Here is a 21,871-nt window from a genome sequence, read left to right as displayed (position 1 = left end):
GACAAATCCGCCTCCGTGCCGCCGCCCGCTCGGCGGCACGGAGGCCGGCCTGACAGACTGCGCGGTATGCGCGTCTACCTGGGATCTGACCACGCCGGTTTCGAACTGAAGGGGCACCTCGTCAACCACCTGGCCAAGCAGGGGTACGAGGTGGTCGACGTCGGCCCGCACGCCTACGACCCGGACGATGACTACCCGGCGTTCTGCCTGCACACCGGCGACCGGGTGGTCAACGACCCGGGCAGCCTCGGGGTGGTCATCGGCGGCTCCGGCAACGGCGAGCAGATCGCCGCTAACAAGATCGCCGGCGTACGGGCGGCGCTCGCCTGGAACATCGACACCGCCCAGCTTTCCCGGGAGCACAACGACGCCAACGTCGTCGCCATCGGCGCCCGCCAGCACACCCTGGACGAGGCGACCGCCCTGGTCGAGGCGTTCCTGACCACGCCCTTCTCGGGCAACCCCCGGCACGCCCGCCGGATCGGTCAGCTGGCCACGTACGAGCAGCACCGCGAGCTGCCCGACCTGCCCGCCTGACGCCATCCCGCCCGCCCCGGCGCACGACGACGTCGACCGCCGGCCCCGCCCGGACGGTGCTCAGCGGCCGGGGCGGGGCAGTTCCTCGCGGGGCACCCAGTTGCGGCGCACGATCACGACGCGGGCCTCGGCCTCGGCCAGGTCGGCGTCGGTCGGCCGGGCGGCGTCCCGGGCCCGCAGCGCGGCGGTCACGCTCACCTGCGAGGATCCCGAGCCGACCAGGCCGCGCAGCCCGCGTTCGCCCTCCTCGGCGGAGCCGGTGCGGCGTGCCCGATGCTCCGACGACTCCAACTCGGCGTGTCTGACGCCACGCCGCGACCTGGAGCCGTCGTCCGACGATTCCAACTCGGCGGGTCGGGTGCCACGCCGCGACCTGGAGCCGTCGTCCGACGATTCCAACTCGGCGGGTCGGGTGCCACGCCGCGACCTGGAGCCGTCGTCCGACGATTCCAACTCGGCGGGTCGGCTGCCACGCCGCGACCTGGAGCCGTCGCCGTCGTGCACCGCGGCCGTGGTCGCGGTCGGCCCCTCCGCGAAGGCGTCGACGGGCTCGTACCTGCCGGCCCGCCCGGCGGCACTCTCGCCGTCCGGCGGCCCGGCCTCGCCGTGGTGCCGCAGCCGGCGCCGCCGTCGCTCCGCATCACCCATCCACCGACCGTACCGCCCCGCGGTCGCCCCCGGACAGCGGCGGAACCGGATCGAGCGTCCGGCCGGTCGATCGCCACCCGCTCCGACCACCCGGGCGGGCGGCATCCGCCGGCCGGCGTCAGAAGACCTCCATCGGGGCCGGGGCACGGTGCCAGCCGAAGGCCGGGCCGGCCGCCGCCAGCGTCCCCGGTACGAGCTCCCGGACCCGGCCCGCGGCGGCGAGCGCCCCCAGCCCGGCCCCGCCCAGGTAGAGCTCGCCGAGGGCGCGTACGTCGCAGGCGAGCTGGGCCGGTGCCGTGGTGGCGCCGCACGTGGCACCGGACGGCCCACCGGCGAGCCGCCACCGGCCGGCGTTCTCCGGCAACAGTTCGTCGGTGACCTCGACGACCATGTCGACGTCGACGGCGTACCGTCGGGCGGCCAAGGCGGCCGGGACGTCGACGAGGCGTACCCAGAGGGCGTCGTCGAGGTGGGCGCCGAGCTGCCGCGGCTCGTTCACCAGCCGCAGCAGCGGCTCGTCCACGGCGGCGGCACCGAACGACAGCCGCCGGGTCAGGTCGATCGACAGCAGCAGCCGCCACAGCGCCACGTACGCGCCCGGGTCGGCGGCGACCACCTCGTCGACCCGGACCTCGCCGCACGGGCCGCCCCGGCCCCACTCCGCCTTCGTCCGGTAGAGCGCGTACCCGTCGAGGCCGGTGGGTCCCTCGTGCAGCAGCACCCGGCGTTCGGTCGCGCCGTCCCGCAGGGTCTTGACGTCGGCGAGCACGTACGCCCACCAGCGCTCGTCGCGGCTGGACCAGCCGGGGCGGTCGGCGCGGACCCGGTCGTACAGCCGAGCCAGCTCGGCCTGGTGCGCGGCCGGACGGTCCAGGCGGAGCGGGCCCTCGGCGGCGGCCGGTTCCGGCAGCCGCAGCTCGGTGGTGTCGCAGGACAGGGTGAGGTGTTGTGCGGCCAGGCCGTAGCCGAAGCGGGGGTAGATCCGGCCCTCGCTGGCCCAGAGCACCGCGACCGGCTCCCGGCCGGCGTCGCGGACCTCGCGGAGCTGCCGGCGCATCAGCCCGGTGAGCAGGCCCCGGCGGCGGTGGGTGGGGGCGACCCCGACCATCGTCACGTGCGCGGCGGGCACGGCGGCCCCCGGTACGGTCAGCTCGCGGGTGTACGCGCCGGCGTGCGCCACGGCGGTCCCGCCGTCCCGGACCAGCAGCGCCCGGTCCGGCTCGAAGACGGCGCGCTGGACCTCCCGCAGCTCCGGCTCGGGGCTGCCGTGGAAGGCGAGCGCCAGCAGCGCCGAGATCTCGTCGAAGTCCTCCACCCGGGGTACCAGCGCGTCGGTCATCGGATGGGTGTAACCCATCGCCTTCCGGGGCGGCGACCGAATTTGCCGGCTCGCTACCCTCGGAACCGTGGCCGACGTTGGTCGAGGGGGAGGACAACAGATGGCGGACCAGACACAGCCGTGGGCCGAGCGCACCGTGGAGGTGCCGCCGCAGCCGGGTGTCGGGGTGGTGCCACCACAGCGGGACGCGTTCCGGCGCGGCGTGGCCTCCGTGGGCCAGCCGCGGACGTCCCGGACCGAGCAGTTCGCCACCGTCGACCAGGCCGACTGGTCCGGTGACTCCGCTCCGCGCCGCCCGATGAGCTGGCACCTGGCGCGGCTGCGCCGGGGCGGGGAGTGGAGTGCGGCCGGCGGCCTCTTCGCCTTCGTCTGCTGGGGCATCTGGGCGATATCCGGCCGGGGCAACCTCGGTGCTCCGCTGCTCACCTTCGGGCTCAGCCTGCTCACGGCCGTCGGTCTCTTCGCGCTCGCCCGCCTGCTCGGCCGGCTGGTCTGGGAACGGCAGCTGGGCCGGGTACGCCGCACCGCCCGCGGCGCTCACCTGGTGACCGCGCTGTTCCTGGCCGGGCTGGGCGTCGCCTACCTGCGGCAGACCGAGTGGGTCATGGCGGCCTGGAACTGGGTCACCGGTCACTGATCCGTGGCCGCGGGCGGGTCGGCGTCCGGCCGCCCGCCCGCGCACCCGGTCGCGGTACGCCGCGACGCCGGTCGTCACTCCACCAGGACGCCGGCCGCATTACCCGGCCGGACGCGGTTCATCCGTCGCCCGGTGGGCTGAGAGACCCGCGGCCCCCGGCCGGCGCGGTCAGCCGGCGGTGAAGTGGTAGATCACGAAGTCCTTGGCCGCCCCGCAGACGATCACCTCGGTGTTCCACGAACACGACTCGCCGCGTACGCCCTTCAGCTCGCCCAGCGGGACCACGTCGCCGGAGCTCGTGCCCACGCCGGCCACGCTCCGGTTGTCCTCACCGCTGTTCAGCCGGTCGGCGAAGACCAGCAGGTTGCCGGCGTCGACCCGGACGGCCACCCCGTCCTCGTCGTCGAGCACCCGCTCACCGTCCGGCCCGAACAGGGTCACCGCCGGTTCCGGGTACGTCCGGGCGGCCAGCACCCGCTCGCCGACCGGCACCAGCTGCTCCATGCCCGGCACCGACCAGCGTCGTGGGTCCTTCCCCTCGGTCGCGGCCACCACCGTCGCGGTCTTCTTGTCGGAGTTCTGCACCTCCAGCAGGCAGGCCCGGTGCTTGCCACAGGGCACCAGCGCCTTGGCCCGGTGCCGGTCGTCCGGGAACCGGTAGAGCACGCTCGGCTTCGCCAGGGTGCCCAGGTCGTACCCGAGCAGCAGCTTGTCGTCCACCACGTAGAGCCGGTCCTCGTGGGCGGCGACCAGGTCGTCCGGCCCGGCCACGTTGGTCTGCGGACGCAGCACGTCCTTTCCGGAGGTGACGTCGATCAGCCGGACCGAGCGGTCGGCGCTGACCTGGACGAGCTGCCGGACCGGACCCACCTCCGGGTCGCGTGGCGCGCCGTCGACGAATCCCGGTCCGGCGAGACCCTTGTCGGTGGTCACCGGGTACACGCTGGTCCGCGAGTTGCCGTACTCGTCGGTCGGGTCGGCGCGGGACCACTGTTGCGTACCGTTGCGCAGGTCGAGGCCGACCAGCTGTTTGCCGGCCCGATCGGCGAGGACCAGCACCTCGGTGCCGACGAAGAGCTCGTCGTCCCCGTGCGCGGTGTACTCCCACCGCGGTTCGCCCGAGCCGGCGTCGCGCACCTCGATCCGTCGGGGCGTGTCGCGGCCCGACGCGTCCTCGATGAGCGCCACCGCGCCGGGCAGCGCGACGATCCCGCGCCAACGGCCGGCGGGCTGGCCGCTCTCCGTGTGCCACAGCTCCCGGCCCCTGCCCGCCTCCACGGCGATCACCGACAGCCGATCGTCGTCGCGCGGGTAGGCCAGGTAGGCCCGGTCGCCAGCGATCGCGGTGAACATGTCACGCGGCCGCTCCGCGCCCGCCGCCACCCGGATTCCCTTGTCGAGCGGCCGGAAGTCCAGCTCCGGATGTGGGTCACGATTCAGGTAGAGGACCGCCGCCGTGGTCACCCCCGCGAGGGCCGCCACCGCGGCGAGCGAGATCCACAGCGCCCGTCGCCGCCGGCCGCCGCGAGCCGGCGCGGCCGGCGACCCCGGCATCCCCGACCCGGGTACGCCCGGCCACGGCCCCGCCGGCGCCGCCTGCGGTACGCCTGGCCACGGCCCCGCCTGCCGTGGGATCCCGGCGGCCTCGTAGGCCTGGCCGCCTGCGCCGTGGTCGGCTGCGAGCACGGGACTGTCCGTCCCCACCGAGCCCTCCGCGTGCGCCGGACCCGCCGCGTGTGCGGAGCCTGCCGTGCTTGCCGGGTTTGCCGTGTGCGCCGGGCCTGCCGCCGGTCCGGAGCCGGCCGGGACGCCGGCAGGCAGGGTGCCGGCCGGGACGCCGGCGGGCAGGGTGCCGGCCGGGACGCCGGCGGGCAGGGTGCCGGCCGGTCCGAGGCCGGGCAGGGTGGCGGCCGGTCCGGAGCCGGGCAGGGTGGCGGTGGGTAGGGCGCTGGCGGGTTCGGTCGGGGCCTGGGCCGGGTCGGCGGGCGGCGGTGCCCCCGCGCCGAGCGGCAGTGTGCCGGCGGGCCCGGCCGGGGTGCCGCCCGCGTCGGCGGGCGGTGGGGTTCCCTCGGCGCGTGGCAGCGTGCCGGCTGGGCGGTCAGCGGGCCGGGGAGCCGCGAGGCCCGCTTCCGGCGTGCCCGCCGGCCCGGACCCGACCTGCCCGGCGGGCGAGGCGAGGGGATCGGCGCCCGGGGCCAGTGGCAGCGGGGGCGCGGCGGGACGGCTCCGCCGCAGCGGCAGGTCGGTGAGCGCACCCTCGGCGACCGGCAGTTCCGGCTGTTCCAGCACGGTGGGCGCGATCCCGAGCTCGGCGTGGAGCAGCCGCGCCACGAGCGGAATCCGGGACGACCCGCCGACCAGGAACAGCCCGACCAGCCGCTCCGGCGTCAGCCCGGCGGCGGCGACCACCCGTCGCGTCTCGGCGACCGCCCGGCGCAGCAGCGGCGCCGCCACCCGTTCCAGTTCCTCCCGGCTCAGCGGTACGGTCGCCTCGATCCCGGGCACGGCCACCGGCGCCACCAGGCTGCGGGACAGCATCTCCTTCGCGCCCCGTACGTTCTCGGCGAACCGGAGCCGGTCCCGCCACTGGATGGTGTTCGCCGGCTCGGCCAGCCGCGCCCACTCGGCCGGATGAGTGGCCCTGATCCGCTCGGCGAGCAGCGCCAGCAGGGCGCTGTCGAGGTCGAGCCCGCCCAGGTCGTCCAGGCCACCACAGGAGACGACGGTGAAGCCGGAGTCGCCCCACGGGTCGGCGCCTTCGTTACGGACGATCGCGACGTCGAGCGTCCCGCCGCCGAAGTCGAAGACCGCCACGGACTCACCGACCGGCACCGGCCGGCGCAGCACCTCGGTGTAGTAGCGCGCGGCGGCCACCGGTTCGCGCAGCAGCCGCGTCCCCGGCGGAATGGGGCCGGACATGGTGTGCTCGGCCGCCGACGGCCAGCCGGCCAGCGCGAGCGCGTCGGCGAGCACCTGGCGGCGCCCGGTGTCCCACGTCGCCGGGCAGGTGACCACCGAGGGCGGAAGGAATCCCACCGCGCCCACCGCCGCCTCGCCGACCGCGCGCAGGACCGCGGCCAGCAGCGCCGCCGGGATGTGCCGCCGGTCGCCGAGCGCCACGTCCGGCTCGTCGACCCGGCGCTTCGGGTTCGGCTCGTACCGGTCGGGGGCGGCCTGGGCCAGCCGAAGGGCGTCCCGCCCGACGTGCAGGCGCCCCTCGTCGTCGGCGTACACCCCGGAGGGGAGGATCGGCTGCCCGTCAACGAGCAACGGTCGGGTACGCCCGTCCGGCCAGCGCAGCACCGCCACCGTGTTCGAGGTGCCGAGATCGACGCCGAGGGCGAAACCGTCCTGCTGGCCTGACATCCGTGGCTACCTCCACCCGACGAGGGGATGTCCGGCCCCGCATCGTACGCAGCCCTCGCCGGACGGTGATCTCCGGCGCGAGTGGGTGCGGGTGTCTACGGCGCGCGGGTCGTACGGGTGGAGTGCCGGCGTCGCCGGAGAACAGCCGGCCGTCGGCCAGGGCGGTGTGGAGCGGGCGACGGGAATCGAACCCGCACCGTCGGCTTGGGAGAGCGCGCTCAGGCGGTCGCGATGCCCGAAACGTCTGCGGGAGGCGGCCCGTGCGGTTGCGTCTCGTGCCCGCTCGTGCCCGGCGCCACGGTTACCGGCCCACGGATGGCCCATTCCGGCCTTCGGATTAGAAGAACATCAGGGGTGGCTGGTCGGCCGGCCGACGCGCGCTGGTGTGGAGAGACCCTAGGCTGACGCCCATGTCGCGGAGCATGCATTGATCGATCTGGACGAGCACAATCACCAGCCGGCGGATTCGGGTACCAAAGCCCATGACCGCCTCGTGGTCGGACAGAAGATGGCCCTGCGGCTCGTCGCCGTCTTCGTGGTCGGCGTTGTGCTTGGCGGCTTCGGCGTCCACCGGCAAGACTCGCGTGATCAACGGGAGCGGAACGCAGTGGTCGCACTCGTGGCCGTCCCTCAATCGGCCAGCTTGGGAAGCTCGACCTTTAAGACAGCCACCATCCACGGGGGCAGCGGTGGCCCCCAAGTCCAACTGACCGGGCATCTGATTTTGATCAACGCCGGCCCCGCGCCGATCACCGTCCGTCGGGTTGCGGTAGAGAGGCCGGGCATGGCGTCAACCAGCATCGGACAACCCCGGCTGTTACCCCTTGGCGGCACCGGTCAGCTCGTGGTCGAGATGTTGTTCGAGTGCTCGGTCGCATTCTTCCAAGAGCCGCTGCCGCTGGGGTTTTCAGTCGAGACCGAGGACAAGCAAGTCAGAGAGGTCAGCTACGCCGTCGCTCTCGTAGGAAGCGACTGGGAGCGCGTTGCTCAGTTCAAATGCGCATAGCCACTGCGGGCTGAGGGCTGGTAACCCTTGTGGTGCCCGGCGAGGTGATCCGAAGCGGCATCTCTGCGGAGGGCCGGGGTTCGAGGCGGAGCCCTGAGGTCTTCGAGGTCTTGCAGTCCGCCAGCGTGGCCGCCCGCGCGTGGTGGCCGCCGTCGTTTCGGCAACGTGCGTCAGCGGGCGTCCGGTCGCTGGCAGGCCCGGTGCGTCGGAGAGATCAGGATGCGTTCCCTGTCGACGTGGAGCCGGGCGAACGGCCGAGTCGCGTTCTTGTGGCTGGCGAAGCCCTGACCCCAGGTTGTCACTTCCGGGCCGGCGTAGACCATGCGCTCGCCAGGGCTTAGCAGCGGAAACGGCTAGCAACGTCTCGCACCGCTTCCCGCCCCGGCCCTCTTTGGCATGAATGCACGACCGCCAGTGCCTGGATGCGGCACCGGCTGGATCTTTCCGCGAACACTCCCGCTGCCATCGGTGGAGTAGTAGATGAGCCCTCGCGTACGGGGGAGGTGGACCGAAGGAGAATTCATGGGTGTGGTGACACGATTCGTGGACACCGGCACCGAACGGACGGACGCCGAGGTCATCAGCCGGATGCACGGGCATCCGGAGTTGTTTGCGATCATTTTCGACCGCTACTACTCGGCGATTCACGGCTACGCGGCCCGTCGGCTGGGTCGCGACCTGGCCGATGACGTGGCGGCGGAAACGTTTCTGGTCGCGCTCAACAAGTGGCAGCGGTACGACACCAGGCACCACAGCGCCCAGCCCTGGTTGTTCGGCATCGCGTCCAAACTGATCGCCGGCCACCGGCGGAGCGAGGCGCGACGATACCAGGCACTGGCCCGAGCGGCGCAGGTCACCACGCCCGACCCGGACAGTGTCGACGGTCCGGCCGATCGGGTCGCCGTACGGCTGGACGCGCGGGCCGTGCGCGGACGGCTCGCGGCGGCGTTGGCGCAGATCGCGCCAGCCGACCGGGAGGTGCTGCTGCTCGTCGCCTGGGTCGACTTGAGCTGCGAGGAGGTCGCCGTCGCACTTGAGATTCCCGCTGGAACCGTCCGGTCCCGGCTCCACAGGGCACGCAAGAGGTTACGGACGGCATTGGGTGGTGCCGACCCCACAGCAACCGGAGAGGATTCTCAATGACCAACGACGACATCATCGCGCTGCGGGAAAGTTGGAGCGAGGTCGAACCGCCCTCGCTAGAGGCTCAGAATCGGGCCCGAGCAGCCCTGTTGGACCGGATCGCGGAACGCGAGGCCACCGTGCCGAATCGGTCGGAGCAGGTCACGCCGCGTGGCTGGCGTCTGCCGGGCTGGGCCTGGCGATCCGGCTTCGCCACCCTTGGGGCCGCTGCCCTGGTGGCTGGCGTGGTGGCGGTTGGTGGCCTCAATCAATCGATTCCACCAACGAGGACGCAGCCGACGCAGCAACCACGAAATGTGCAGGGCGGGTCGATCGCCCCGATCTTCGAACTGGCCGCCATGCACGCCGAGAACGAGTCGTTCACGCCGCCGCGCGCCGGTCAGTGGACCTACGTCGAACTCAAGATCGTCCGGCCCGGAAAGATTGCCGAGCACAAGGGTCAGGCGAGGAGTGAGACGAGTCAGAGCTGGGTGCGCGCCGATGGCCGGCAGCAAGCCTGGATGTCTGACGGCAAGCTCGAGATCACCGAGGAGGCTCCGGAGGCTCGGCAGTCCATGCCGCCCCAGGACTACGCGGCCGTCGCTGCGCTGCCCACCGATCCGCAGGCGCTACTCGACTGGCTGCGAGCCCACGTACCGTCCAGCCGGGGCGACAAGGCCCAAAGAGATGTCGAATCGTACGGCGCGCTTGAGTCGATGCTACGGGACAACGTGCTCTCGCCCAGAGTGAAGGCAACCGCACTGCGGGCGCTGGCTCTGATTCCCGGGGTCACCCAGTCCACCGAGCCGGTTGACTTCAACGGCCGCCCCGCGATTGCGGTCGGCATGGTGCAGGACGGGTGGCGGCGCGAGGACATCCTGTTCGACCCGACCACCCACGAGTACCTCGGAGGCCGGACCCTCGTGGTCAAGGACCAGACGCTGCCCGAGGGGATCAGCCTGACGAAGGGCGACGTCGAGGTCGAGCTGATCCGAATCACCGGCAAAATCGTCGACGCGCCGGGCCAGACGAGCTGACCGGATCGCCTGGGGAGCCGCATCAACCAGCATAGAAGTTTGCTGATTGACCACCGACTCGGTTCCAGACTTCACGAGGTACGCCGGCCCGCACGAGGTCTATGCGATGAAGACGAGGACTAGTAACCGTTGAAGTGAGTGCGGGGGCCATCCCTGGCAACAGCGGGTGGCCCTTCAACGTCTGCGGGCTGTGACCGCTATCACACCCCGGAGCCGCCGACCGGTCTACGCCATGCCGGCCCGCTTCGCCGCGCGCATCATCGTCGCCGCGCCCTCGCCGCCGCCTCCGGGGCCAGCACGCGAGAGCTCATGCGCCGCATGGGACACGCCACCATGCGCGCCGCCCTGATCTACCAGCACGCCACCAGCGAGCGGGACCGCGAGATCGCTTCCGCGATGGACCGCGCATCGCCGGTGAGGGCCGACCTCGCCGATGAATGGCGCCGATGGCACACAAGATCGGACATGGGGGAGAGGCAGAAGGCCCAGGTGCCGCGATCATGCGGTCCACCTGGGCCTTCATACATGGAGCGGGCGACGGGAATCGAACCCGCACCGTCAGTTTGGAAGACTGAAGCTCTGCCATTGAGCTACGCCCGCATGCACCCCACTGCCGCAGGGCGCGCTCGACAGCCTACCGAATACCGGAACCGGACGCGCAGCCCCGTACCGCGTGCCGTCTTCGGTCAGCGCGCCCACAAGATCCGCACAACTTCCGGGAAAGAGTGGTCCCCCAGCGCCAGGAGGTCACCCTTTCCCGGAAAATGCCGCATCACGGCCGCCCGCGTCCGCCCCGGTGACCGCCAGGGAGGTGCCGACGGCATACACTTCTCGTCGCCACGGGGTGTGGCGCAGCTTGGTAGCGCACTCGCTTTGGGAGCGAGGGGCCGTGGGTTCAAATCCCGCCACCCCGACTGTCGTTCGCGGCCGGCTCGTCCCGGGAACCGCCGTTTTTTCCGCGCGGTACCCGGGCGCTGCCGATGCGGCAGGCCGGCTCGCCTACACTCGATGCGCGAAATCACGCCCAGACTTCAACTGAGATCCGTCAAGGAGTACGCCTGTGAAGAGCACCGTCGAGACTCTGAGCCCGACGCGCGTGCGGCTCGCCATCGAGGTGCCGTTCGTCGAGCTCGAGCCGAGCCTCAAGAAGGCGTACCGGGAGATCGGCCAGCAGGTCCAGGTTCCCGGCTTCCGCCGGGGCAAGGTTCCCGCCGCCGTCATCGACCAGCGGGTGGGCCGGGGCACCGTCCTCAACGAGGCGGTGCAGGAGGCGATCCCGCAGAACATCCTGGCCGCAGTCCGTGAGCACGACCTGAAGACCCTGGGTCGCCCGGAGGTCGAGATCACCGAGTTCGCCGACGGCGACTCGCTGAACTTCACCGCCGAGGTCGACGTACGGCCGGAGATCGCCCTGCCGGATCCGGCCTCGATCGAGGTGACCGTGGACGAGGTCCAGATCGCCGACAGCGAGATCGACGAGCAGGTCAACAACCTGCGCGAGCGGTTCGCCACGCTGAAGACCGTCGAGCGGGCCGCCCAGGACGGCGACTACGTCCAGATCGACCTGAACGCCACCGTCGACGGCGAGGAGGTGCCGGGCGGGCAGGCGAGCAACATCTCGCACGAGGTCGGCAGCAAGCAGCTCCTGCCGGGTCTGGACGAGGCCCTGGTCGGCCTTGCCGCCGACGACAGCACCACCTTCTCCACCCAGCTCGTCGGCGGCGACTACGCGGGCCGTGACGCCGACGTGGCGGTGACCGTCCGCACGGTCAAGGAGAAGGAGCTGCCCGAGCTCAACGACGACTTCGCCCAGCTGGCCAGCGAGTTCGACACCATCGAGGAGCTGCGCAACGACCTGCGCGAGCGGGTCAGCCGGGGCAAGCAGGTCGAGCAGATCTACGCCGCCCGGGACAAGGCCCTCGAGCAGATGGTCGCCGCCGCCGAGGTGCCGGCGCCGGAGGGGGTCGTCCGCGAGGAGGTCGAGAGCCGCAAGGCCGCCATGGTCGACCAGCTCGAGCGCATCGGGGCCTCCCTGGAGGAATACCTCGCCTCCGAGGAGAAGACCGAGGAGCAGATCGACACCGAGCTGGCCGAGGCGGCGACCGAGGGCGTCAAGATCCAGCTTCTGCTGGACACCCTCGCCGACGCCGAGGACGTCCAGGTCTCCGACGACGAGTTCGGCCACGAGATCGTCCACCGCGCCCAGCGCGCCGGCATGGCCCCGCAGCAGTACTACGACCAGCTGGTCCGCTCCGGTGCGGCCGCGGCCGTCTTCGGCGACGTCCGTCGCGGCAAGGCACTCGCCTCGGTGATGGAGAAGATCAAGATCAAGGACTCGGCCGGCAACGAGGTCACCCTCGACGCGCTGCGCGCCCAGAACGAGGCCGAGCACAACCACGAGCACTGATCGTCGGGTGTCGGCCGCCGTCCCTCGCTGCGCGCTGGGCGGCGGCCGAAACCCTTTCCGGGGTACGCCCCGAGCGCAGCTGCGCTGAGAGCGAACAGTGCCCCGACCGGGAGTACGGCCCCCGGCTGAGCGGTTAGTGTCGGGTAGGACGGTACGGAGAGCGAAGGGCTGCCATGACCGACATGCACATCCCAGCGAAGCCGCTCCGGGCGATCGAGGCCCGCGGTGGCGACAACATTGGCAACCTCGACGACTCGGTCTACAACCGGTTGCTCAAGGAGCGGATCGTCTTCCTGGGCAGCGAGGTGACCGACCAGGTCGCCAACCGCATCTGCGCGCAGCTCCTGCTGCTCGCGGCGGAGGACCCGGACCGCGACATCAACCTGTGGATCAACTCGCCGGGTGGCTCGGTCTACTCCGGCATGGCGATCTACGACACCATGCAGTTCATCGACAACGACGTGTCGACCGTGGCGATGGGCATGGCTGCCTCGATGGGCCAGCTGCTGCTCTGCGCGGGCACCAAGGGCAAGCGCTACGCGCTGCCGCACGCGCGGATCATGATGCACCAGCCGTCCGGCGGCGTGGGCGGCACCGCCGCCGACATCGCGATCCAGGCCGAGCAGATGCTCTACACGAAGCGCATGTTCCAGGAGCGGGTCGCCTTCCACACCGGCCAGACCCAGGCCCAGATCGAGGCGGACTCGGACCGCGACCGCTGGTTCACCGCCCAGGAGGCCATGGACTACGGCTTCATCGACAAGGTGATCACCGGAGCCGCTCAGGTTCCGGAAGGCGCCGGGACCCTGAGCTGACCGAGGAGCTGACGATGACCGACCTGAGCCTGCCGCCCCAGTTCGCGGCCGTGCACAACCGCTACATCCTGCCGTCGTTCGTCGAGCGCACGTCGTACGGGATGAAGGAGTCCAACCCGTACAACAAGCTCTTCGAGGACCGGATCATCTTCCTCGGCGTCCAGGTGGACGACGCCTCGGCCAACGACGTGATGGCCCAGCTGCTGACGCTCGAGGGCACCGACCCGGACCGCGACATCATCATGTACATCAACTCGCCCGGCGGCTCGTTCACCGCCATGACGGCGATCTACGACACCATGCAGTACGTCCGGCCGGACATCTCGACCGTCTGCCTCGGTCAGGCGGCCAGCGCGGCGGCGGTGCTGCTCTCTGCGGGCACCCCGGGCAAGCGGATGGCGCTGCCCAACTCCCGGATCATCATCCACCAGCCGGCCACGGAAGGCGGCTACGGCCAGGGCTCGGACATCGAGATCCAGGCTCGGGAGATCCTGCGGATGCGGACGCAGCTGGAGACGATGCTCTCGCAGCACTGCAACCGCCCGGTCGAGCAGGTCCGCAAGGACATCGACCGCGACAAGATCATGACGGCCGAGGAGGCCCGGGAGTACGGGCTGGTCGACACCATTCTGACCAGCCGCAAGAAGGGTCTGCTGGCGGCGCAGGCCGCGGGCTGAGCTGTGCCGGGTCGGAGGTCGGCCGGGGTGCGTGGTTCCTGGCCGACCTCTGACACACCCGTTTTGGGGGTCGGAGAAAACTCCGCCAGCGGGTAACGTCGGGTCTGTACCGCTTCGCTGGGTCGGACCGGCGGGTGGGACGACAGACGGACGGGCGGGCGACGCCCGCAGGTCAGGGCCGGCGCTCCGGCCGACGAGTGCAGGGAGAACGTAGGTGGCACGGATCGGTGACGGCGGCGACCTACTGAAGTGCTCCTTCTGCGGCAAGTCGCAGAAGCAGGTCAAGAAGCTCATCGCGGGCCCGGGCGTCTACATCTGCGACGAGTGCATCGATCTCTGCAACGAGATCATCGAGGAGGAGCTGGCCGAGTCCGGCGAGGTGAAGTGGGAAGAGCTTCCCAAGCCGATGGAGATCTGCCAGTTCCTCGACAACTACGTCGTCGGCCAGGAGCAGGCCAAGAAGGCGCTCGCCGTCGCGGTCTACAACCACTACAAGCGGATCCAGGCCGAGGCGGCCGGCGCACCGGGCTCCGGCAACGACGGCGTCGAGCTGGCCAAGTCCAACATCCTGCTGCTCGGCCCCACCGGCTGTGGCAAGACCCACCTGGCGCAGACCCTGGCCCGGATGCTCAACGTCCCGTTCGCGATCGCCGACGCGACCGCCCTGACGGAGGCGGGGTACGTCGGCGAGGACGTGGAGAACATCCTCCTCAAGCTGATCCAGGCGGCCGACTACGACATCAAGCGCGCCGAGACCGGGATCATCTACATCGACGAGGTCGACAAGATCGCCCGTAAGTCCGAGAACCCGTCGATCACCCGGGACGTCTCCGGCGAGGGCGTGCAGCAGGCGCTGCTGAAGATGCTCGAAGGCACGGTGGCCAACGTGCCGCCGCAGGGCGGGCGCAAACACCCGCACCAGGAGTTCATCCAGATCGACACCACCAACGTGCTGTTCATCTGCGGTGGCGCCTTCGCCGGGCTCGACCAGATCATCGAGTCCCGCACCGGCTCCGGCGGCACCGGCTTCGGTGCCCGGCTCCGGTCGGTCTCCGACCGGTCGACCGACGACATCTTCAGCCAGGTCATGCCGGAGGACATGCTCAAGTTCGGCCTGATCCCCGAGTTCATCGGCCGGCTCCCGGTGATCACCAACGTGCGCAGCCTCGACCGTAGCGCCCTGGTACGGATTCTCACCGAGCCGCGGAACGCGCTGGTCCGGCAGTACCAGCGCCTCTTCGAGCTGGACGGCGTCGAGCTGGAGTTCGAGCCGCCCGCGCTGGAGGCCATCGCCGACCAGGCCATGCTCCGCGGCACCGGCGCCCGCGGCCTTCGGGCGATCATGGAAGAGGTCCTGCTCTCCGTGATGTACGAGGTGCCGAGCAACCCCGACGCCGCCCGGGTACTGATCACCCGCGAGGTGGTCCTGGAGAACGTCAACCCGACCATCGTGCCCCGCGAGTTCACCGGTCGCCGGGCCCGGCGGGAGCGCGAGGAGAAGTCGGCCTGAGGCTCGCCGCCGGCGCGCTGGTGCTGGTGGATATTTCCGGCCCTGTCGCCAGCCGTCGCCCGCCCGTACGCTGAGCGCCATGCGCGTCGCCGTCTGCCAGCTCAACGCCCGCGACGACCGGGCGGCGAACCTTGCCGCCGCCGAGGCCCTGCTGGTCAGGGCCGCAGCGGCCGGCGCCGACCTCGCCGTGCTTCCGGAGTACGTCGACTACCTCGGCCTCGCCGACCGGATGCCCCCGGCCGAGCCGGTCGACGGGGTGGTGGGGGAGTTCTTCGCCGGGGTCGCCCGCCGGCTCGGCCTCTGGCTGATCGCCGGCTCGTTCCACGAGGCCGGGCCGGACCCGGAGCACACCTGGAACACCTCGCTGGTCTTCGACCGCACCGGCGCCCTTGCCGCCAGCTACCGCAAGATCCATCTGTACGACGTGGAGATTCCCGGCCGGGTGTCGTACCGGGAGTCGGCGGGTGTCTCTCCGGGTGACCAGCCGGTGGTGGTCGACGTCGAGGGCCTCCGGGTCGGCCTCTCGATCTGCTACGACCTGCGGTTCCCCGAGCTGTACCGGCAGCTGGCCACCCAGGGCGGGGCCGAGCTGCTGGTGGTGCCCGCCGCGTTCATGACGCACACGGGCCGGGATCATTGGGAGGTTCTGCTCCGGGCGCGGGCGATCGAGAACCAGTGCTTCGTCGCGGCCGCCGGCCAGACCGGGGACCATGAGCCGAAACGCACCTGCTTCGGGCGCAGCATGGTGGTGGACCCGTGGGGGACGGTGCTGAGCCAGGTCCCCGACGGCCCGGGACTCGCGGTGGCCGACCTGGACCTCGACCGGCTGCGGACGATCCGCGCCGAGCTGCCCAGCCTCGCCAACCGCCGGCTCTGATCCGGGTCAGCCCTCCAGCAGTACGCCGACGACCGTGAAGCCGGCGATCGCCAGGGCGGTGACCAGCAGCGCCGTGGTCATCCGGGAGGGACCGCGCCGGGCCAGGCGCCCCACCGACACCACGACGACGAAGACCACGAAGCCTCCAATGACCAGCTGCCAGAACGGCATGAGCAGGCCGAGCAGGGTCTCCTCGGCGAGCGTCGCCGCCGGGAACCGCGACACGTCATCCATGCCAGACACTCTGGCACGGTCCGGCCGTGCGCGGATCCCTCCAATCGCCGTCGTCCGTCGTCCGGTACCCGGCACACGAACAAACGCAGTGACCAACGTCGATTTGCCTTATCGGAGCCGTCCGCGTAACTTTCTCTCTGCACGGGGGAGGCCGGACAAACCGGCTGAGAACGGGCGCCAGGCTCGTGGCGGAGACGCCGAGCGAGACTGAGAATCCGGGCGGTGCGAGACACTCCGAGAAATACGGAGTTGCGATCGCGAAGCCGACCGGGTAGAGTTCGAAAGCCGGCAGGGAGCCGGGCGGGTGGCCGCGAAAGCGGCGATCGGCCGGTCCGCCGGAACCCACGACAGCAGCGACCGCCGGGTACGGCGTGCGTCAGCGTGGATCGATTCGAACCAAGTTGATCGCCTCGGACACGAGGTTGACAGCGAAGATCGGATCGGGTAAGTTAGAGAGGTTGCCCCGGATGGGGGTCCTGCGGTGTGGGGCTTTCGGATGGTGTGTGGTTGTTCTTTGAGAACTCAACAGGGTGCTTGATAAGCCAGTGCCAATTTGTTTGATACCCCGGACTGGTCGGACTTAGGTTTGGCTGGTTGGGATTCCTTTGGCAACACTTTTTGTTGTCAGGATGATTGTTCAACAAGTTTTTGTTGGAGAGTTTGATCCTGGCTCAGGACGAACGCTGGCGGCGTGCTTAACACATGCAAGTCGAGCGGAAAGGCCCTTCGGGGTACTCGAGCGGCGAACGGGTGAGTAACACGTGAGCAACCTGCCCTAGGCTTTGGGATAACCCCGGGAAACCGGGGCTAATACCGAATAGGACCTGGCACCGCATGGTGTTGGGTGGAAAGTTTTTCGGCCTGGGATGGGCTCGCGGCCTATCAGCTTGTTGGTGGGGTGATGGCCTACCAAGGCGACGACGGGTAGCCGGCCTGAGAGGGCGACCGGCCACACTGGGACTGAGACACGGCCCAGACTCCTACGGGAGGCAGCAGTGGGGAATATTGCACAATGGGCGGAAGCCTGATGCAGCGACGCCGCGTGAGGGATGACGGCCTTCGGGTTGTAAACCTCTTTCAGCAGGGACGAAGCGTAAGTGACGGTACCTGCAGAAGAAGCGCCGGCCAACTACGTGCCAGCAGCCGCGGTAAGACGTAGGGCGCGAGCGTTGTCCGGATTTATTGGGCGTAAAGAGCTCGTAGGCGGCTTGTCGCGTCGACTGTGAAAACCCACGGCTCAACCGTGGGCCTGCAGTCGATACGGGCAGGCTAGAGTTCGGTAGGGGAGACTGGAATTCCTGGTGTAGCGGTGAAATGCGCAGATATCAGGAGGAACACCGGTGGCGAAGGCGGGTCTCTGGGCCGATACTGACGCTGAGGAGCGAAAGCGTGGGGAGCGAACAGGATTAGATACCCTGGTAGTCCACGCTGTAAACGTTGGGCGCTAGGTGTGGGGGGCCTCTCCGGTTCCCTGTGCCGCAGCTAACGCATTAAGCGCCCCGCCTGGGGAGTACGGCCGCAAGGCTAAAACTCAAAGGAATTGACGGGGGCCCGCACAAGCGGCGGAGCATGCGGATTAATTCGATGCAACGCGAAGAACCTTACCTGGGTTTGACATGGCCGCAAAACCTGCAGAGATGTGGGGTCCTTCGGGGGCGGTCACAGGTGGTGCATGGCTGTCGTCAGCTCGTGTCGTGAGATGTTGGGTTAAGTCCCGCAACGAGCGCAACCCTCGTTCGATGTTGCCAGCGCGTTATGGCGGGGACTCATCGAAGACTGCCGGGGTCAACTCGGAGGAAGGTGGGGATGACGTCAAGTCATCATGCCCCTTATGTCCAGGGCTTCACGCATGCTACAATGGCCGGTACAATGGGCTGCGATACCGTGAGGTGGAGCGAATCCCAAAAAGCCGGTCTCAGTTCGGATCGGGGTCTGCAACTCGACCCCGTGAAGTCGGAGTCGCTAGTAATCGCAGATCAGCAACGCTGCGGTGAATACGTTCCCGGGCCTTGTACACACCGCCCGTCACGTCACGAAAGTCGGCAACACCCGAAGCCGGTGGCCCAACCCTTGTGGAGGGAGCCGTCGAAGGTGGGGCTGGCGATTGGGACGAAGTCGTAACAAGGTAGCCGTACCGGAAGGTGCGGCTGGATCACCTCCTTTCTAAGGAGCACCATCCGTCGAAAGGCGGTATGGAGCCCGCGGCCCGCGGATGTCGGGTCGGGGTGCTCATAGGCGGAGACACTGGCCAGTTTTTCCTCGGCAACGGCCTGAGGCTCTAGTACGACCAGTTTTCTGGTGTGGAACGGGTTGATGGTGCGGCTGGGGAGGGCGTAAGCACCCTGTTGGGTCCTGAAGGAACAACCGTGTGGTTGTTTTCTTCGGAGCCGTAGCCTGAGGCGTGAGTTCCTTGGGAGGCTGCCAGGCATGGCCTGGTTCCGTATACCGCCGGCGGTTGTCGGGTCTGGTGTGGGACTGTTCGGGTTGTGGGTTGGTCGTTTGTTGAGAATTGCACAGTGGACGCGAGCATCTTTGTGGTCAAGTTGTCAAGGGCGAACGGTGGATGCCTTGGCACCAGGAGCCGATGAAGGACGTGGGAGGCCGCGATAGGCCTGGGGGAGCTGTCAACCAAGCTGTGATCCCAGGGTGTCCGAATGGGGGAACCCGGCTGGAGTCATGTCCAGTCACCCGCACCTGAACACATAGGGTGTGTGGGGGGAACGCGGGGAAGTGAAACATCTCAGTACCCGTAGGAAGAGAAAACAAACAGTGATTCCGTGAGTAGTGGCGAGCGAAAGCGGATTGAGGCTAAACCGGCTGCGTGTGATACCTGTCAGGGGTTGCGTGGTCGGGGTTGTGGGACCCTGCTGAGTGTGCTGACACATACTCGAGGAGTTACAAAGCCAGTTGCTAGTCGAACAGTCTGGAATGGCTGACCGTAGACGGTGAAAGTCCGGTAGGTGAAAGTGGCTGGTCTTCTGTGGGTGTTCCCGAGTAGCGGCGGACTCCTGTAATCTGCCGTGAATCTGCCAGGACCACCTGGTAAGCCTAAATACTTCCTGGTGACCGATAGCGGACAAGTACCGTGAGGGAATGGTGAAAAGTACCCCGGGAGGGGAGTGAAATAGTACCTGAAACCGTTCGCCTACAATCCGTCGGAGCCTTGCGGGGTGACGGCGTGCCTTTTGAAGAATGAGCCTGCGAGTTAGTGGCATGTGGCGAGGTTAACCCGTGTGGGGGAGCCGTAGCGAAAGCGAGTCTGAATAGGGCGTTTTAGTCGCATGCTCTAGACCCGAAGCGGAGTGATCTAGCCATGGGCAGGCTGAAGCGCGGGTAAGACCGCGTGGAGGGCCGAACCCACCAACGTTGAAAAGTTGGGGGATGACCTGTGGTTAGGGGTGAAAGGCCAATCAAACTCCGTGATAGCTGGTTCTCCCCGAAATGCATTTAGGTGCAGCGTCGCGTGTTTCTTGCCGGAGGTAGAGCACTGGATGGTCTAGGGGGCCCACAAGCTTACCGAAATCAGCCAAACTCCGAATGCCGGTAAGTGAGAGCGCGGCAGTGAGACTGCGGGGGATAAGCTTCGTAGTCGAGAGGGAAACAGCCCAGATCACCAGCTAAGGCCCCTAAGCGTGTGCTAAGTGGAAAAGGATGTGGGGTCGCATAGACAACCAGGAGGTTGGCTTAGAAGCAGCCACCCTTTAAAGAGTGCGTAATAGCTCACTGGTCAAGTGGTTCCGCGCCGACAATGTAGCGGGGCTCAAGTACACCGCCGAAGCTGTGGCACTCACACAACGACTTCGCCAGGTCTTGATATCTGGTGCAGGTGTGTGGGTGGGTAGGGGAGCGTCGTGCCGGGGGTGAAGCAACGGGGTGACCTAGTTGTGGACGCGGCACGAGTGAGAATGCAGGCATGAGTAGCGAAAGAAGGGTGAGAAACCCTTCCGCCGGATGACCAAGGGTTCCAGGGCCAGGTTAATCCGCCCTGGGTGAGTCGGGACCTAAGGCGAGGCCGAGAGGCGTAGTCGATGGACAACGGGTTGATATTCCCGTACCCGCGAAAGAGCGTCCCTGACGAACCTCGTTGTGCTAACCACCCAATCCATCCAAGACCTTCGGGTTGAGGGTGGGGAGCGTGGGAACCTGGCGGGTAGTAGTCAAGCGATGGGGTGACGCAGGAAGGTAGCTGAGCCCGGCCGGTGGTTGTGCCGGGGTAAGCGTGTAGGCCGTGCTGTAGGCAAATCCGCAGCACATGTAGGCTGAGACGTGATGCCGAGCCGATTCAGGTGAAGTCAGTGATCCTATGCTGCCGAGAAAAGCCTCTAGCGAGTTCTTAGCGGCCCGTACCCCAAACCGACACAGGTGGTCAGGTAGAGAATACCGAGGCGATCGGGCGAACTGTGGTTAAGGAACTCGGCAAATTGCCCCCGTAACTTAGGGAGAAGGGGGGCCGGAGACGTGAAGCCCCGCGCGGGTGGAGCGTTGTATGGCCGCAGAGAGCAGGGGGAAGCGACTGTTTACTAAAAACACAGGTCCATGCGAAGAAGTAATTCGATGTATATGGACTGACGCCTGCCCGGTGCTGGAACGTTAAGGGGACCTGTTAGCTCTTCGGGGCGAAGCGGAGAACTTAAGCGCCAGTAAACGGCGGTGGTAACTATAACCATCCTAAGGTAGCGAAATTCCTTGTCGGGTAAGTTCCGACCTGCACGAATGGCGTAACGACTTCCCCACTGTCTCAACCACAGGCCCGGCGAAATTGCACTACGAGTAAAGATGCTCGTTACGCGCGGCAGGACGGAAAGACCCCGGGACCTTTACTATAGCTTGACATTGGTATCCGAATTAGCTTGTGTAGGATAGGTGGGAGCCGGTGAAGCTCATACGCCAGTATGGGTGGAGGCAATCTTGAAATACCACTCTGGTTGGTTTGGGTATCTAACTTCGGACCGTTATCCGGTTCAGGGACAGTGTCTGGTGGGTAGTTTAACTGGGGCGGTTGCCTCCTAAAGGGTAACGGAGGCGCCCAAAGGTTCCCTCAGCCTGGTTGGCAATCAGGTGTTGAGTGCAAGTGCACAAGGGAGCTTGACTGTGAGACTGACGGGTCGAGCAGGGACGAAAGTCGGGACTAGTGATCCGGCACTGGCATGTGGAAGCGGTGTCGCTCAACGGATAAAAGGTACCCCGGGGATAACAGGCTGATCTTCCCCAAGAGTCCATATCGACGGGATGGTTTGGCACCTCGATGTCGGCTCGTCGCATCCTGGGGCTGTAGCAGGTCCCAAGGGTTGGGCTGTTCGCCCATTAAAGCGGTACGCGAGCTGGGTTTAGAACGTCGTGAGACAGTTCGGTCCCTATCCGCCGTGCGCGTAGGATACTTGAGAAGGGCTGTCCCTAGTACGAGAGGACCGGGACGGACGAACCTCTGGTGTGCCAGTTGTCCCGCCAGGGGCACGGCTGGTTAGCTACGTTCGGAAGGGATAACCGCTGAAAGCATCTAAGCGGGAAGCTCGCTTCAAGATGAGGTATCCCACCCACCTTTGGTGGGGTAAGGCCCCCAGCTAGACGACTGGGTTGATAGGCCGGAAATGTAAGCCCGGTAACGGGTTCAGTTGACCGGTACTAATAGGCCGAGGACTTGACTACTAAGCTGCTACGC

Annotated in this window: 14 protein-coding genes, 2 tRNA genes and 2 rRNA genes; 13 read left to right on the top strand and 5 right to left on the bottom strand. The window is 68.1% G+C overall.

The annotated features are described in order from the left end of the window. Positions 1-66 precede the first annotated feature (66 nt). Positions 67-537 carry a ribose-5-phosphate isomerase gene (locus GA0070621_RS17645; RefSeq protein ID WP_091197117.1) on the top strand — a complete coding sequence of 157 codons (471 nt, stop codon included), beginning with the start codon at positions 67-69 and terminating at the stop codon, positions 535-537. Between the two features lie 60 nt (positions 538-597). Here GA0070621_RS17645 and GA0070621_RS31205 read toward each other — a convergent pair whose 3' ends face one another. Together GA0070621_RS31205 and GA0070621_RS17635 are read right to left on the bottom strand one after the other, a co-directional pair. Continuing rightward, entirely contained in the window at positions 598-936 is a 339-nt protein-coding gene (locus tag GA0070621_RS31205) for a hypothetical protein (RefSeq protein ID WP_091202569.1), read from the bottom strand. A 367-nt stretch (positions 937-1,303) separates the two neighbouring features. Further along, positions 1,304-2,524: a GNAT family N-acetyltransferase gene (locus tag GA0070621_RS17635; protein ID WP_091202567.1), complete on the bottom strand. Its 1,221-nt coding sequence runs from the start codon at positions 2,522-2,524 to the stop codon at positions 1,304-1,306. 100 nt (positions 2,525-2,624) lie between these two features. Between GA0070621_RS17635 and GA0070621_RS17630 the strand changes: the two genes are divergently transcribed. Continuing rightward, positions 2,625-3,161 (top strand): hypothetical protein, encoded by a 537-nt coding sequence (locus GA0070621_RS17630; protein ID WP_091197114.1) that lies wholly within the window; start codon positions 2,625-2,627, stop codon positions 3,159-3,161. A 168-nt stretch (positions 3,162-3,329) separates the two neighbouring features. Here GA0070621_RS17630 and GA0070621_RS17625 read toward each other — a convergent pair whose 3' ends face one another. After that, entirely contained in the window at positions 3,330-6,527 is a 3,198-nt protein-coding gene (locus tag GA0070621_RS17625) for an Hsp70 family protein (protein WP_091197111.1), read from the bottom strand. 427 nt (positions 6,528-6,954) lie between these two features. Between GA0070621_RS17625 and GA0070621_RS17615 the strand changes: the two genes are divergently transcribed. From GA0070621_RS17615 to GA0070621_RS17605, 3 genes are all read left to right on the top strand, one after another. Next, the gene (locus tag GA0070621_RS17615; protein WP_157740013.1) at positions 6,955-7,533 is read left to right on the top strand and encodes a hypothetical protein; all 579 of its coding nucleotides are present in this window, start codon (positions 6,955-6,957) and stop codon (positions 7,531-7,533) included. A gap of 543 nt (positions 7,534-8,076) precedes the next feature. Then, the gene (locus GA0070621_RS17610) at positions 8,077-8,676 is read left to right on the top strand and encodes an RNA polymerase sigma factor (protein ID WP_231920966.1); all 600 of its coding nucleotides are present in this window, start codon (positions 8,077-8,079) and stop codon (positions 8,674-8,676) included. Next, complete coding sequence (locus GA0070621_RS17605) at positions 8,673-9,692, top strand: CU044_5270 family protein (protein ID WP_157740012.1); 1,020 nt, start codon at positions 8,673-8,675, stop codon at positions 9,690-9,692. The genes GA0070621_RS17610 and GA0070621_RS17605 overlap by 4 nt, the downstream gene beginning before the upstream one ends. A 526-nt stretch (positions 9,693-10,218) precedes the next feature. Here the strand turns inward: GA0070621_RS17605 and GA0070621_RS17600 are convergent. Next, a tRNA-Gly gene (locus GA0070621_RS17600) sits at positions 10,219-10,292 on the bottom strand. Positions 10,293-10,532: 240 nt separating this feature from the next. On the opposite strand from GA0070621_RS17600, the gene GA0070621_RS17595 reads away from it, so the two are divergent. The 6 genes from GA0070621_RS17595 to GA0070621_RS17570 all read left to right on the top strand — a co-directional run bounded on the left by GA0070621_RS17595 (position 10,533) and on the right by GA0070621_RS17570 (position 15,978). Beyond that, positions 10,533-10,606, top strand: a tRNA-Pro gene (locus GA0070621_RS17595). A gap of 146 nt (positions 10,607-10,752) precedes the next feature. Beyond that, positions 10,753-12,099, top strand: coding sequence for a trigger factor (gene tig / locus GA0070621_RS17590; RefSeq protein WP_091197100.1), 1,347 nt, complete (start codon positions 10,753-10,755; stop codon positions 12,097-12,099). 173 nt (positions 12,100-12,272) lie between these two features. After that, positions 12,273-12,914 carry an ATP-dependent Clp protease proteolytic subunit gene (locus tag GA0070621_RS17585; RefSeq protein ID WP_091123621.1) on the top strand — a complete coding sequence of 214 codons (642 nt, stop codon included), beginning with the start codon at positions 12,273-12,275 and terminating at the stop codon, positions 12,912-12,914. Positions 12,915-12,928: 14 nt separating this feature from the next. Continuing rightward, a complete protein-coding gene (locus tag GA0070621_RS17580) occupies positions 12,929-13,591 on the top strand; it encodes an ATP-dependent Clp protease proteolytic subunit (RefSeq protein WP_091197097.1) in 663 nt (220 codons plus the stop codon). 214 nt (positions 13,592-13,805) lie between these two features. Continuing rightward, positions 13,806-15,101, top strand: a complete 1,296-nt coding sequence (clpX, locus tag GA0070621_RS17575) for an ATP-dependent Clp protease ATP-binding subunit ClpX (protein WP_091197095.1) — start codon at positions 13,806-13,808, stop codon at positions 15,099-15,101. A gap of 79 nt (positions 15,102-15,180) precedes the next feature. Next, the gene (locus GA0070621_RS17570) at positions 15,181-15,978 is read left to right on the top strand and encodes a carbon-nitrogen hydrolase family protein (protein WP_091197091.1); all 798 of its coding nucleotides are present in this window, start codon (positions 15,181-15,183) and stop codon (positions 15,976-15,978) included. A gap of 6 nt (positions 15,979-15,984) precedes the next feature. Here the strand turns inward: GA0070621_RS17570 and GA0070621_RS17565 are convergent, their stop codons facing one another. Further along, complete coding sequence (locus GA0070621_RS17565; RefSeq protein WP_091197088.1) at positions 15,985-16,212, bottom strand: hypothetical protein; 228 nt, start codon at positions 16,210-16,212, stop codon at positions 15,985-15,987. Between the two features lie 648 nt (positions 16,213-16,860). Here GA0070621_RS17565 and GA0070621_RS17560 point away from each other — a divergent pair. After that, positions 16,861-18,375: ribosomal RNA gene (locus GA0070621_RS17560) — 16S ribosomal RNA — on the top strand. A 373-nt stretch (positions 18,376-18,748) separates the two neighbouring features. Next, positions 18,749-21,858 (top strand): 23S ribosomal RNA (locus tag GA0070621_RS17555). The 16S and 23S rRNA genes sit together here, the layout of an rRNA operon. Positions 21,859-21,871 lie beyond the last annotated feature (13 nt).

The organism is Micromonospora narathiwatensis, from assembly GCF_900089605.1.
Taxonomy (GTDB): domain Bacteria; phylum Actinomycetota; class Actinomycetes; order Mycobacteriales; family Micromonosporaceae; genus Micromonospora; species Micromonospora narathiwatensis.
The sequence above is the reverse complement of the archived record's forward strand: the minus strand, read 5'-3'. Positions and strand labels throughout refer to the sequence as shown.

Coding starts and splice junctions, on each gene's coding strand:
- GA0070621_RS17645 (WP_091197117.1), top strand. CDS start 67: ATGCGCGTCTACCTGGGATCTGACCACGCCGGTTTCGAACTGAAGGGG.
- GA0070621_RS17635 (WP_091202567.1), bottom strand. CDS start 2,524: ATGACCGACGCGCTGGTACCCCGGGTGGAGGACTTCGACGAGATCTCG.
- GA0070621_RS17630 (WP_091197114.1), top strand. CDS start 2,625: ATGGCGGACCAGACACAGCCGTGGGCCGAGCGCACCGTGGAGGTGCCG.
- GA0070621_RS17625 (WP_091197111.1), bottom strand. CDS start 6,527: ATGTCAGGCCAGCAGGACGGTTTCGCCCTCGGCGTCGATCTCGGCACC.
- GA0070621_RS17605 (WP_157740012.1), top strand. CDS start 8,673: ATGACCAACGACGACATCATCGCGCTGCGGGAAAGTTGGAGCGAGGTC.
- GA0070621_RS17585 (WP_091123621.1), top strand. CDS start 12,273: ATGACCGACATGCACATCCCAGCGAAGCCGCTCCGGGCGATCGAGGCC.
- GA0070621_RS17580 (WP_091197097.1), top strand. CDS start 12,929: ATGACCGACCTGAGCCTGCCGCCCCAGTTCGCGGCCGTGCACAACCGC.
- GA0070621_RS17570 (WP_091197091.1), top strand. CDS start 15,181: ATGCGCGTCGCCGTCTGCCAGCTCAACGCCCGCGACGACCGGGCGGCG.
- GA0070621_RS17565 (WP_091197088.1), bottom strand. CDS start 16,212: ATGGATGACGTGTCGCGGTTCCCGGCGGCGACGCTCGCCGAGGAGACC.